This is a genomic window from Streptomyces sp. NBC_01478 (genome assembly GCF_036227225.1).
In the GTDB taxonomy this organism is placed as follows: Bacteria; Actinomycetota; Actinomycetes; order Streptomycetales; family Streptomycetaceae; genus Streptomyces.
In genome coordinates, this window is the sequence record NZ_CP109444.1 from 10,932,997 (window position 1) to 10,945,792 (window position 12,796).

The following is a 12,796-nucleotide window of genomic DNA, read 5'->3' on the forward strand; positions in this document are numbered from 1 at the left end:
CCCACCAGCCCTACTGGCTCTTCCACTTGTCGGTCCAGTAGGTGTTCCAGTCGGCCAGGAGCTGCTTCGGCGTCATCTTGCCCAGCAGCACCTTCTGGATCTCGGAGTCGGACTTCTGGATCCACTCGGTCCACCAGGAGGAGTTACGCGGCTGGGTGACCGTGATGTAGGTGTCCGGGTTCTCGGTCATCTTCACGTAGCTCGCCCAGGCGCCCGTCTTGTAGAACGTGTCGTCGGCGGAGCTCTTGAGGATGGGCACCAGGCTGTTCTTCTTGTCGAAGGTGCTGGCCGCGTCCCCCTCGGAGAGGAACTCGATCAGCTTTTCGGCCTCCGCCTTGTGCTTGCTGGCGGACGCGATGCCCCAGCCCGCGGTCGCCACCGGCTGAACTGCCTTGCCGCTGGGGCCGGTCAGCAGCGGGGCCGTGGTCCACTGCTTCTTGGTGATCGTCTTCGACTCCCCGACCGTGGCGATCACTTCGGGGTCCTGGAGGAGGAAGGCCGTCGAACCGTTGGAGAAGCCCTCGACCATCTCCGGGTAGCCCCAGGCGACGGACGACGGCGGTGACGCCTTCTTGAAGAGCTTGAAGTACGTCTCCAGGGCGGTGAGCGCCTCCGGCGCCGAGAAGATCGTCTTGCCGCTGGTCAGCTTGAAGCCGTTCTCACGGTCGATCTTGTCGGCGACGTACGCCTCGATGACCGCGACGGCGTTGCTGTTGGCGTTCGTTCCGCCGCGGAAGGCGTAGCCGTACTGGCGCTTGGCGGGGTTCTGGATGGCGGTGGCCTGCGTGAGCAGTTCGTCCCAACTGGTGGGCGCGCCCGTGAAGCCGGCCTTGGAGACCAGGTCGGTGCGGTAGTACAGGCTCAGGCCGTAGAAGCCGTACGGGATGTAGTACGTCCGGTTCTTGGCGTCCTTGGAGTACTTGACAGCGTTGTCCGTCAGCGCGTCCCAGCCGCTCCAGTCCTTGAGGTCCTTGCTCATGTCGTAGATCCAGCCGTTGGTCGACCAAGGGCCGGCGGTGATGTCCCGGACCTCCATGGTGTCGATGCCGCTGCCGGACTGGAGCATCTGCTGGATCTTCTGGTCCGCGGTGTCCGTGGGCGGCGAGATCAGGTCGACCTTGATCTTGGGGTTCTGCTTCTCGAACCGGTCGATGAGGGTCTTCAACACGGCCGTACGGGCCGGGTTGGTGAGGCTCTCGACCATGTGCAGCGTGACGGTTCCGTCACTCGCGCCCGAGCCGCCGCCGACGGCACAGCCCGACACCGACAACGCGGTGGCGAGCCCGAGGGCGACCGCTGCCCTTCTCCTGTTCAACACTGTGCTCTCCCGGTTTCTGACGTGCTGTGGTGGATCACTGCGATGCGAGGTGTGCGACGTGCTGGGTGCGGGCCCATGCGCCGAGCACCGGAACGCAGTGCTCGGCGAAGTACTCGAAGTCGGCCGCCGTGTTGTACACGTGCGTCGACAGCCGGAGGTAACCGACGCCTCCGAAGCTGGTGAAGGCGGCCTCGACGCCCAGTTCCGCGGCGACGCGGTCGCGCAGGGCGTCGGCGTCGGCATGGGTGGTGCCGAGGCCGTCGGGAAGCCGGACCAGACGGAGCGCGTTGACCGGCATGCCGACGTCAACCGCACCGTCCGCACCGGTGAGTTCGGCGAAGGCGTCGCCGACGATTCGTTCCGCGTAGTCGGCGAGCGTCCTCATGTAGGCGCGTGCCGTGTCCCAGCCCCAGGTGTGCTCGACGAAGTCGAGGGAGGCGGGTGCGGCGAGGTAGCTCGTGACGTCGACGGTGCCCTGGGTGTCGAAGCGGACCGGGTACGGCTCCGGGGCGCCCCACGAGTCGATCAGCGGGTGGAGGTCGTCGCGGAGCGGACCGCGGGCGACCAGCGCCGCCGTACCGCGGGGCGCGCAGCCGAACTTGTGGAGGTTGCCGATCCACACGTCGCAGTCCAGCTCGGCGAGTGGTTCCTCGGCGAGACCGGGGACGTGGGCGCCGTCCACCAGCAGCGGAATGCCGCGTTCACGCGCCACACGTCCGATCCGCTCGACCGGCATCCAGCGGGCGGTCGCCGACGTGATGTGGTCGAGGACGATCAGGCCCGTCGCGTCGGTGATCCCGGCCAGCACGGCCTCGTACGCCCGGTCCTCGTCCGCGTCCAGCGGAACGTGCGCGGTGCGGACGGTGCCGCCCCAGCGCCGGGCCAGGCGCTGCGCTCCCATGGTCACGGCGCCGTAGCCGTGGTCCGTCACGAGGACTTCCCCGCCCGGTCTGGCGGGCACGTTCGCGTAGACGACGCTCGCGCCGCCGCTGGCGTTCGGCACCAGGGCGAGATCCTCCGTGGCGACGCGCAGGAACGCGGCGATCGCTGCCCGGGCGGTCGCGACCCGGGCCGGAAGCTCCGGGAACCACACACCCGGCGAGCGGTCCATCTCCGCGCGCAGCCGGTTCTGCTCGTGTTGCACGACCAGCGGGACCGCCCCGAACGACCCATGGTTGAGGTGCTTGTGCGCGGGGTCGAGTGACCATGCCTCGCCCGCCGGTCTGCCGTCGGCGAGCAGCAGCGGGCGCGGTGCGGTGGTGACGGTGCTGACAGCGGGCTCGCTCACGTATGACTCACGATCTCCTCGGCCCACGACGGTGGACCCATACATCGGACGGTCGTCAAAATAGGTCTGATGACTTGCGGCGCATCGTGGCATCGACGCCCTTGGATGAGCAAGGGTTCGGGGTCGCCGACATCAGAAGGTCACGCGAATCGGAGGGGTGACCGGTGCTGGAATCCTGCCGGTCGATGTCCACGAGATGGTCGCTCACCTGCAAAGATGCCAACAGGCAGGACTCCGTGACGCGGCCCGTGCGGATTCGTGCGGCTTGATGGCGTCGTGACCGCCCGATTACGTCCTCGAAATAAGTCATTGGATGACTTGATGGGAGATGCCTCAACTCATCAGATGACTCTGTAGGCTGCTGGAGGCCGAGCGAAGCGGCCGCATCCTCAGGAGGGGACGAATGTCCGCAGTTGACCAGGCGTTCCACGGGCTACGGCACATGATCTCCACCGGCCGTCTGGTGGCAGGGCAGCGCATTCCCCCCGAGGGCGAGCTGTGCGAGGAACTGGGCGTCTCCCGGGGGTCGTTGCGCGAGGCCGTACGGATGCTCGCCGCCCTGCGCGTGATAGAGCCCCGGCACGGCTCGGGCACCTACGTGTCGCAGTTGCGGCCGGAGGACATCGTGGGCAGCCTGTCGCTCACCGTCGACCTCCTGCCGCTCGCCGGACTGCTGGAGATGTACGAGATCCGGCGGATCCTCGAGGCCCACGCGGCGGCGCAGGCGGCGGCCCGCATGACCCCCGAGAACCTGAAGTCGATCTTCGAGCACATCGAGGCGATGGAGGCGACCGACGACCCGGACAAGGTCTCCGCCCTCGACCAGAGCTTCCACGCGGAGATCGCCCGGGTCGGCGGCAACCCCACGCTCGGCTCGCTGCTCGGGGTGTTCCGCGCCCGGTCCCGCTCCTATCAGGTGTTCACGCTTCCCGACGGTCCGCACATCAAGCGCGCCAGCGACGAGGACCACCGTGCGATCGCCACGGCACTCTCCAACCGCGACCCCGTCGCCGCCGCGGGCGCGGCCTCCGCCCACGTGGCGCACACCGAGAAGTGGCTCACCGCCTTCCTCCGGCAGGAATCGGCCGCCGACAGCAGTCCCGCCGCCCAGGAATAGGCCACGCCGGGTCGACGCGAGCAGCCGCTGGCGGAGCGGGGGCCAACGGGCAAGTGCGTCACGGCAGTTCAGGGCCGTGCCGGTGGACCGACCGGTGATTCGGGCAGGCAGCCGGGGTCGCGGGACGGAACCCGGCCCAGAGGCGTTGCCGGGGAGGCTGTCGGCGCAGGCGGTGACAACACTGTGCCCGTGCGGGTTGCGGGGGCCTCAGGTGCGGCGCTGCTTTCGGTATCCGTCCAGGATGTCCTGGCGGAGCAGGAAGCCGAAACCGGCGGAGTCCAGTCGTAGTCCCAACTGATCGTCACTGAGGCCGAGTTCGGCTGCGGTGTCTGCCAGGTGCCAGTCGTGGGCGGCGAGCCTGCCGAGGAGGTGTCCGCGGCGGACCTGGCTCTCCGACAGACGGAATGTCTTGAGGTAGGTGATGCGGCCCCTGTCGTCGGTGATGGCCTCGCCGATGTGGTTGCCCTGCTTGGGGCGGAACTGCGGCAGGAAGCGCGAGAGGGTGAAACGCCCCATCCGGTGGACCGACTGCCAGGTGTGCTCCTGCTCCAGCAGTTCGGCCGCCATGGTGGTGTCGTGGAACTGCGCCCAGGTGCGCTCCTGTTCGGCGACCGCCGTGCGCAGATGGGCCAGGGAGCGGATCTGCGCGTCGGGGACGCGGGCTCGGAAGTCCTGTACCGGCGGCATCAACAGGGCGTAGTGGTGGATCAGTTCGCCGTACAGGTCCTGAAGGAGCGACGAGTGCAGCGCCCGGTAGTCGTCGGGATGCGGGACCACGAACGCGGCCGCCAACGCGTCCGAGACGTAGACCATCACGCCGCACTGACCGGGGTGGATCTCGAAGACGCGCAACGCGTCGGCGAGGCCGCGCACTTCGGCGCCCGCGTAGGCCTCCTCGACGCGCGGGGAGAGTCCTTGGCGGATCGCGCGCTGGGACCATTCCTCCCAGGCGATCGTGGGGCCGCCGAAGTGCAGTGCGAGATAGCCCTCCAGGGCCAGGTGCATGGGGAGGAACCGCAGCCGGTCCTTTGCCTGGCGGCGGGCCATTCTGCGGTGGATGCGCAGGCCCATCGTGGCGGTCGGCACCGCGTCGCGATCGGCGGAGAGCTGGGTGCCGTAGGCGGCCGCCGGTGTGCCGTCGCCGGTCCAGGTGGCGACGAAGCCGTGCGGGACGTAGGAGATGTAGGCATGTCGCGGGCCGACCTCGACGAGGCCGATCGCGTCGTCGTAGAGCCGTGCGTTCAGACGGAGGTCGACGACGGGCTCGTCGCGCACGAGCGGTACGAGGCGGACGCCGCCCCAGATCTGGGAGGGGCGGGTGGTCAGGCCGGTGAGGTCGAGTGTGGTCATCGCGCCCGCTCCTGGTGGGCGGCGTCGAGCATGCGGGTCGCCCGGGTGTCCATGTAGGTGATGAGTTCGGCCAGGCCCGTGCGGCCTTCGGCGAACTGGGCGAGTTCCACGAGTGCGGGAAGGTCCTCGGCGTCGCGGACACCGGCGGTGGGCACCGTCGGGGACAGTCGGCGCACGTCGAAGTCGGCGGCGTCGTAGACCGGGTTGAGGTGCACGATGCTGGTGCGGCGCTCGGGGTCGAGCCGGGTCCTGAAGACGCGCAGCACCTCACCGGCCAGGCCCGGAGGTGCGTTGTCCCAGCCGTCGGAGACGATCACCAGTCGGGACGGGGCGGTGTCCAGCGCGTCCAGGATCCGACGGCCCAACGGCGTCGGCCCGTAGGGACGGGCCAGCAGCGCGTCGGTCCGCCCGGACGTCCACAGCCCGGTGTAGTCGTCGGCGAGGGCCGCGAGGAGATGGTGGCAGGCCAGGGCGACGGCCAGTGGCCGACGTCGCTTCTGGACCGAGCCGAAGGTGGAGAAGCTGTCGTCCAGTACGGCGGTGACCTTGCCCCAGCTTCCCCGGTGCGGTCCGGCGACCCGGCCGGCGGCCGATTCCAGGGCGTGGGTCAGCTCGGCGCGTCGGCCCAGACGATCCTCGACCGGCAAGGAGAGCACGTAGGTCGCCAGCCGGGTCAGCGGCATCCTGGCCAGGTCCGCCGGCATCCCGGTGGCGCCGATCCGGTGCGCGGAGTCCCGCAGCCGCAGGGTCTCCAGGCGGGTCATCCTCGGGGCTATGCGCTCCAGGAACGCCTTCCGGGGGATGCCGTGCTTGGCGGCGAAACCCTCGGCTGCGGTGTAGGGCAGGTCGTACAGTGCGGCCTGCTCGTAGTGAGCGCGGCGCCAGGTCTCCAGGAGAGGCGTCTCGTAGTGCTTGCGGGTGTGCGGCGCGAACATGAACGATCCCAACTCCTCGGTGGCGGGCGCGAGATGGGCGTGGCGAAGGGCTCGCTTGAGGCCGCCGCGGTACTTCACGGCGTCGAACGCCGCATCCGGTCGGGCGGACAGCCAGTCACGCATGATCGCGCGGCTGCGACGGTTGTTCACCCGGGCTCGGCGCAGGGCGTCGAACAGCCCGTACACGCGCTGCGGCGGCAGTGTCGCCAGCCGGCCCGCGATCAGCCGGCCCTCGCTGCGCCGCTGCTCGGCGGTGGCCTCACCGGCCGTCTCCAGCAGGTGCCGGATGACGAGGACCGCGTTGTGGTCGTTGACGTCGAGCGCGAGGACCCCGGCGTACAGATCGCGGTAGTTCCCCAGCATGTACGCGTGGAGAAAGTCCAACGACAGTCGCTGCTCGCCCGCGTCGCTGTGGAACTCGCGCTGGCCGGTGGAGGTGATCGCCGCGTTGACGAAGAGCAGGACGTCGTCGGCCGCGATGAGGTCCCCGTACGCATCCATCCGACTCTTCCCCCGTCGTCCCCCGCAGATGTGGACGCCGGCCGGGGAATGGGGGCACGAGCTGCGAATCATTGCTTCATAGGCAGGTTCCGGAAGTCGCACCGAAGTCCCGCGGCCGGCCCCAGGACCGTAACAGAGCAGGCCACAAGCCCTCCACCGACTTTGGGCACGCGTCGACGCGGCCATCGGGCGGCACCGCGGCAGCTACGCCGACGCCCTGGGCAGTACGGCGCCGGCCGAGGCGCGGATCGGCGTGCCGCGCCAGATGTTCGGGAGCGACGACCTCCGGGCCCGCGTGGTCGACACGGTCATCCACGCGGATTCAGTTGTTCAGATGAATACCGACGGCCGGGCGCACCCCAGCCTCGGCCTGCCTGCCGGAATCGCAACCGGCCCGGCCACCCCGGCCGGGGACCCTGCGTACTACGGCCGACTGGAGGCGCGCGAACGCTTCCGGCGACTCGGCATCGGGATCATGGCGGAGAACGGGCTCGACGTGCTGCACGTCCCGGACGTGCTGATCGCGGCGCCGACGTGTGAGGAAGTGCGCTCTTCACAGTGGAGTTGTTCCCGACCAACACGGTGATCGGGTACCGACGGTGGATGCCGTAGGTGAGCCTTCCCGCCGGGTCAACCGACGAGGGCCCGCCCGTCGGGCCGGAACTCATGGCACTGGCCTGTCACCAGGGCGAACTGCTGCATCTGGCCTACGGCTTGGAGCAGGCGACCCACTCGCGTCGGGCGCCCGGCCTTCCAAGGTCTCCTACGCCGAGACGCGATAGGCCGTCTTCGGAACCCGACCGGTTCGGAGCGGTCGGGCGTTTACAACCAGGCGGGCAGTGTGGGTACCGCCGCTCCCTCGGCGGTGGTCGCGCCGTGATGCCGGCCGGCCAGGTAGGCCGAGATCTCGGTGAGAGGTCCCGTGACCGTGACCGCCGAACCGTCTCCGTCGGGTGCGCCGGGCAGATACTGCCGCCCGACGTCACCGCACCGCAACGCCTGGAGGACAGTTGGCTCGACGTCCTGGTCCACCGGGCCGGGGACCTCGGCCGGGATCTCGCGGCCGATGTGTTCGGCGGCCTCCACGCCGGAGCACCCGCGGCGGAGGTGGACCGGCTGCTGGAGATCGTCCAGACGCACCTGTCGGGCAGCGGCTCCGTCGCGGACACGGCCGCCGCCCTGTACTGCCACCGGAACACCATCCAGCAACGCCTCAACCGCTTCGCCGAACTCACCGGCCGCGATCCCCGACGCCCCGAGGGCGCGGCCCTGGTGGTCCTGGCCCTCAGCGTGAATCGCCTGCCGAAGAAGTGACGCGGGTGCGCTGAAGGAGTTGATTTCCCTGGTGGAAGGGGGTGCCGCAACAACTCCGCGGTGCGCAGTCTGGGTCGCCCAAGCGTTGAGCGAGTACCCGGAACCTGGAGATCAGAGTCATGCCCGAACCAGATGTCACGGCGCCCCTCACCAGGGGAGCGCGTCCGCATCCCACCGCCGCACCGACCCACGGCCCCGGCGGGTCCCGCCGGGTGAGGCACACGATCGCGTCCACCGTGACCGCCGCCGTGCTGGCGTTGCTCGCCACCCTCTTCGGCCCGCTGGCCACCGCCCAGGCCCAGACCTACCCCTGCCCGGGCGGCCCCTCCTCGGGGGCGTCCTCCTCCGGGTCGAACTGCCCCACCCTCCACAACCGGGACATCGTGGCGGAGGCGGCCATGCCGGCCACCCTGTACCGCGGCGACTCCCGCCCCCCGATCGCCGACAACAACCAGGGCATCTTCAACACCGGCTTCTGGTCCCGGGGCACCAACTCCGACATCGTGTCCCACGTCCAGGGTGACCGCTCCCTGAACAGCGAGTACATCTCGACCTCGGGAACGCGGGGCGTCGCCGACGACTTCGCGCGCAGCCAGGGCGTGAACAACCTGGCCTCCATCGCCCTGAACAACCAGTGCTCCACGGGACGGCTCGTCGCCTACGCCATCCTTCCGGGGATCGGCCCCTACCTCATGGAACGCTGCCTCCGCGGCACGATCACCGCGCGCACGTTCGTCTACACGATCGACCCGGCCTTCGCGCGGAACGCGCTGTACGTCCCGGACCAGATCCGCAGCAACACGGACCTCTACAACCACTACCGCACCCAGAACGAGTGGGCCTACGTCCGCCACATCCCGAACTGGGCGATCACCGGTGCCCGCATCTACACGATGACCGCCCGCTACAACCGCGGTCTCCTCGTGCCGTCCACGATCACGTTCCAGTACGACCAGTTCGTGGCCAACCCGCACCACGCCCAGACCCGCGTCACGTACGACCCGGCCACCGACCGCGGCGCCGACTGGAACTACAACACGGAGCTGGACTCGCCCACCGCGAACGGCTACTCCCGGGGGTGCAGCTCGATCACCATGTGCAGGAACGGCGGCTGATCCACTTCTTGCGCCCGACAGTGGGTGGTTCACGGTCACCCGTGAACCACCCACTGCCTCGTTCCACGACCGCCTACTCGACGATGAGCGGGCGCAGCGTCCGGTGGGCGATGCGCAGGCCCTGCTTCACCTTGTCCTCGGTTCCGGACCAGACGGGGTCCTCGTGTTCCACGGAGACGGTGCCGGTGTAGCCGAGTTCGTGGAAGCGGTCGACGACACGGCGCCAGTCCACCTCGCCCAGGCCGGGCACCCGGTAGCGCCACCAGCCCGTCTCCCAGGGGTTGTCGCCCTTGTGCACGGTCCCGAAGAAGCCGAACCGGTCGCGCTTGGCGGGGAAGAGTTCCACGTCCTTGGCCTGCGTGTGGACGATCCGGTCGATGTACGGCTCGATCGTCGTGAGGGGGTCGACGCCGATCCAAGTGAGGTGCGAGGGATCCCAGTTGAGGTAGAAGCCGAGCCCGAACATCCACTCCCACAGCTCGGGGGAGTAGGCGAGGTTGCCCGGATAGCCGTCGGGATGCCAGCCCTCCATCACGCAGTTCTCGATCACGATCTTGACGCCGCGATCCGCCGCGTAGGCGACCAGCTCGGGCAGGATCTTCTCGCCCTCGCGCAGGTTCTCCACCACCGAGAGCCCCGGATCGCGTCCGATGAACGTGCCGACCGACTCCACGCCAAGCCGCGCCGCCACGTCGATCACGTGCCGGAGATGGGTTCTGATCGCCTCCCGGGTCGCGGGGTCGGGGTGCAGGTTGTTCTCGTAGTAGGCCAGCGAGCTGATCTCCAGGCCGGTGCGGCGCAGCAGTTCGCGGGTCGCTTCCTCGTCGGACTCAGAGAAGGCCGACACCGGGAGATGGGAGGCCTCGAAGTCGCGGCCGCCGGTGTCCGGCCACACCGCGACTTCGAGGGTCTGGTACCCCTCGGCCGCGGCCCAGCCGGCGATCTCGTCGAGAGACAGGGAGGGGAGGCAGGCGGTCAGGAATCCGAGCTTCATGGCGCGGCTCCTTCGATGAGAGGGACGGGGGAGGGCGGCCGGGGCGAGGGGGCACACGGGGCGGTCGGTGCGGGAAAGGAGTCGCATGCGTTCGTCGGTCGAGGTGTGTGGTTCGCGCGGGCAGGCCGGTCGGGGACAGCGGTCCGCGCGCGCCGGCCGGCCGAGGGCCGTGGTCCACGCGCGCTGATCAGCCGGGGATCGTGGTTCATGCGCGCCGCCTATCCAGGAACCGACGTCCACGCGCGCCGGTCCGCCGAAGCCAGGACCGCGTCCACCAGGTGCGCGGACCGTACACCGTCGAGCACGGTGGGCAGGCCCTCCGGGGCCTCGCCGCGCAGAGCCGCGTAGGTGTCCTTGACGAAGTTCTCGAAGCACTCCAGGTAACCCTGTGCGTGCCCGGCGGGTACGAGCGAAAGCCGGTTCGCCGCAGGGGAGTTGGACGCCGGATCGCGGACCAGGGTCTCGCTACGGTTCCCGTAGCCGAGCCACAGGGACTCGGGCAGCTCCTGGTCGAAGACGGCGCTGGCGTCCGCGCCGTCGAGTTCGAACCACAGCCGGTTCTTCCGGCCGGCCGAGACCTGCGACACGGTCGCGGACACCAGGACCCCGTCCGTCGTCCGGCCGAGCACTCCGACCGCGTCCTCCGTGGTGACCGGGACTCGTACAGCGTCGGCGGGTGACCCCACGGAGAACGACGGGCCCCCGGCGTCGAGCCGTTCGGCCACCGTCGTGGCGGTCTCGGCCAGCACCTCGGCGATCCTGACCCCGGCCACCCACTCCACCAGGTCGAACCAGTGCGAGCCGATGTCGGCGAAGGCCCTCGACGGACCCCCGGCCACCGGGTCCACCCGCCAACTGGTGCTGCCCGGCGGGAGCAGCCAGTCCTGGAGGTACGAACCGTGCAGCAGTTGCCAGGGACCGAAGTCGCCGGCCGCGACCCGGGTCCGCAGCTCGCGGACCATGGGGTGGTAGCGGTAGACGAACGGCACGGTGGCGATCAGGCCCGAGGCCGCGGCCGTGTCGGCGAGCACCCGCGCGGCGGCCGCCGAAGTGGCGATCGGCTTCTCGCAGACGACGTGCTTGCCCGCGAGCAGCGCGTCGCGCGCCTGGGCGACGTGGAGGTGGTTGGGCGTGCAGATGTGCACCACGTCGACGCGGTCGTCGCTCAGGACGGCGTCGACGTCCGGGTAGCCGACGTCGATCCGCCAGTCGCGTGCGACCGCCCGGCTTCGCTCGGGGGAGGAGGCCAGGACGCCGATCACGTCGGCGCCGGCCGCGCGTGCGCTGCGGACATGGACTTCCGCGATCATGCCCGCGCCGAGGACGGCGACCCGTGGGCGGGGGATTCGCGGACGTCGTACGGGGGTTTCGGTGACGCGTGTGGTGTGCCCAGTCGGGGCAGCCATGCAAGATCCTTTCGGCATGTGCCGTACGGGAGCTCGCTGTTCCGGTCTCATCCGCGACCAACAGTAAGAGCCAGACTTCTGTCAGGAAAGCCCTTTGAATATTGTCGTTTCTGGAATATTAATCGTCCGTTGGTGTCGTCGGTCTCCAGGGGAGTGAACGTGGCAGCACGATTGGGCGCACCGGGCACCGGCTCGCGCCGTCACCCCGAGGCGGTCCGCAGCCAGATAGCCCGGCTGATCGCGGCCGGCGAGGCGTCCCACCGCCTGGACCTGTCCCGGCTCACCGGGCTCTCACGGTCCTCGATCCACACGCACGTACAGGACCTGGTGGACGCGGGCCTGCTGCACGGGGAGGACGCCGGCGGCGGGGGAAGAGGCAGGCCGGCACTGCGGCTCGGCCTCGCGGGGGACGCGGGCGTCGTCCTCATCGCCGACCTCACCACCTTCTCGACGCGCTGTGTCGTGACCGACCTGACCCAGCGGGTGCTCGTCGACACGATCTTCCCCTGGCCGCTCGCCGAGGGCCCGGAGCCCACCGTGAACCTCCTGGTGGACGAGTTCACCGACCTGCTCGAACAGGCGAAGGTCCCGGCGGACCGGCCTCGCGTCCTGGTCGTCGGACTGCCGGGCCCGGTGGACGTGGCACGCGGCATGGCCGTCCGCCCGCCGATCATGCCGGGCTGGGACGGCTTCCCGGTGGCCGAGCGGCTCGGGACGGCGCTCGGCTGCCCCGTCCTGGTGGACAACGACGTCAACCTCATGGCGCTCGGCGAGGCCCGGACGGTGCCGCCCGAGCAGTTGCCGGTGCTGTTCGTGACCGTCGGCGCCGGCATCGGCGCCGGGTTCGTGCTCGCCGACGGGACGCTGCACCGGGGCGCCGACGGCGCGGCCGGAGACATCGGGCACATCCGGGCCCCGGGCGCCGAGGAGGTGGTGTGCCGGTGCGGAAAGGCCGGCTGTGTCGAGGCGGTGGCGTCCACCGCGGCGCTCGCACGGCGCCTCACCGCGACCGGCGAACCGCCCCTCGACGCGGCGGAGGACGGTGCCGCGATGCGGGACTTCCTGACACGGCTGCGCGACGGTCTGCCGGACGCGCTGCACGCGGCGCGCGCCGCCGGGGTCACGCTGGGCGAGGTGATCGCCCTGTGCATCCACATGCTGAACCCGCGTCATGTCGTGGTCGGCGGTGAGATCGTCGAGGCCAGCGACGACCTGCTCTCCGCGGTACGGGGCGTGGTGTACCGGCAGGCCCTGCCGCTTGCCACCCGCGAACTGTCCATCACCCGCAGCGAGTTGGGGCGGGACGCGGCGATGGTCGGTGCGATGGTGCTGGGCATCGAGCACCTGCTCTCGCCGGCCGGGATCGGGCGCTTCCTGGGGCCGCGCGACACCCCCTGAGCCGGGCGGTCCGCCCAGCGGACCGGCGGCCTTTACCGCCTCTCACCGCCGCCACTAGCT

Annotated in this window: 12 protein-coding genes; 5 read left to right on the plus strand and 7 right to left on the minus strand. The window is 70.0% G+C overall.

Annotation, left to right across the window (positions count from 1 at the left end):
• Positions 1-10: 10 nt before the first annotated feature.
• Both OG223_RS48530 and OG223_RS48535 read right to left on the minus strand, forming a co-directional pair.
• The gene (locus OG223_RS48530; RefSeq protein ID WP_443073878.1) at positions 11-1,315 is read right to left on the minus strand and encodes an ABC transporter substrate-binding protein; all 1,305 of its coding nucleotides are present in this window, start codon (positions 1,313-1,315) and stop codon (positions 11-13) included.
• Between the two features lie 37 nt (positions 1,316-1,352).
• Positions 1,353-2,606: an aminotransferase class V-fold PLP-dependent enzyme gene (locus tag OG223_RS48535; RefSeq protein ID WP_329263666.1), complete on the minus strand. Its 1,254-nt coding sequence runs from the start codon at positions 2,604-2,606 to the stop codon at positions 1,353-1,355.
• 403 nt (positions 2,607-3,009) lie between these two features.
• On the opposite strand from OG223_RS48535, the gene OG223_RS48540 reads away from it, so the two are divergent.
• Complete coding sequence (locus OG223_RS48540; protein WP_329263668.1) at positions 3,010-3,723, plus strand: FadR/GntR family transcriptional regulator; 714 nt, start codon at positions 3,010-3,012, stop codon at positions 3,721-3,723.
• 207 nt (positions 3,724-3,930) lie between these two features.
• Here the strand turns inward: OG223_RS48540 and OG223_RS48545 are convergent, their stop codons facing one another.
• Entirely contained in the window at positions 3,931-5,073 is a 1,143-nt protein-coding gene (locus OG223_RS48545; protein WP_329263670.1) for an ARPP-2 domain-containing protein, read from the minus strand.
• Complete coding sequence (locus OG223_RS48550; RefSeq protein ID WP_329263672.1) at positions 5,070-6,509, minus strand: hypothetical protein; 1,440 nt, start codon at positions 6,507-6,509, stop codon at positions 5,070-5,072. The genes OG223_RS48545 and OG223_RS48550 overlap by 4 nt, the downstream gene beginning before the upstream one ends.
• Positions 6,510-6,804: 295 nt before the next feature.
• On the opposite strand from OG223_RS48550, the gene OG223_RS48555 reads away from it, so the two are divergent.
• A complete protein-coding gene (locus OG223_RS48555) occupies positions 6,805-7,095 on the plus strand; it encodes a hypothetical protein (RefSeq protein WP_329263674.1) in 291 nt (96 codons plus the stop codon).
• 236 nt (positions 7,096-7,331) lie between these two features.
• On the opposite strand, the gene OG223_RS48560 is transcribed toward OG223_RS48555, so the two are convergent.
• Positions 7,332-7,595: a hypothetical protein gene (locus OG223_RS48560; RefSeq protein WP_329263675.1), complete on the minus strand. Its 264-nt coding sequence runs from the start codon at positions 7,593-7,595 to the stop codon at positions 7,332-7,334.
• Positions 7,596-7,616: 21 nt separating this feature from the next.
• Here OG223_RS48560 and OG223_RS48565 point away from each other — a divergent pair, with 21 nt between their 5' ends.
• On the plus strand, positions 7,617-7,823 hold the full coding sequence (locus OG223_RS48565) for a helix-turn-helix domain-containing protein (RefSeq protein ID WP_329263677.1): 207 nt from the start codon (positions 7,617-7,619) through the stop codon (positions 7,821-7,823).
• Positions 7,824-7,942: 119 nt separating this feature from the next.
• Positions 7,943-8,938, plus strand: a complete 996-nt coding sequence (locus tag OG223_RS48570) for a hypothetical protein (protein ID WP_329263679.1) — start codon at positions 7,943-7,945, stop codon at positions 8,936-8,938.
• Positions 8,939-9,011: 73 nt separating this feature from the next.
• On the opposite strand, the gene OG223_RS48575 is transcribed toward OG223_RS48570, so the two are convergent.
• Complete coding sequence (locus OG223_RS48575) at positions 9,012-9,932, minus strand: sugar phosphate isomerase/epimerase family protein (protein ID WP_329263681.1); 921 nt, start codon at positions 9,930-9,932, stop codon at positions 9,012-9,014.
• Positions 9,933-10,150: 218 nt separating this feature from the next.
• Positions 10,151-11,338, minus strand: coding sequence for a Gfo/Idh/MocA family protein (locus OG223_RS48580; RefSeq protein ID WP_329263683.1), 1,188 nt, complete (start codon positions 11,336-11,338; stop codon positions 10,151-10,153).
• A 159-nt stretch (positions 11,339-11,497) separates the two neighbouring features.
• Here OG223_RS48580 and OG223_RS48585 point away from each other — a divergent pair, with 159 nt between their 5' ends.
• Positions 11,498-12,736, plus strand: a complete 1,239-nt coding sequence (locus OG223_RS48585; RefSeq protein WP_329263685.1) for an ROK family transcriptional regulator — start codon at positions 11,498-11,500, stop codon at positions 12,734-12,736.
• The last annotated feature ends 60 nt before the right edge of the window (positions 12,737-12,796 follow it).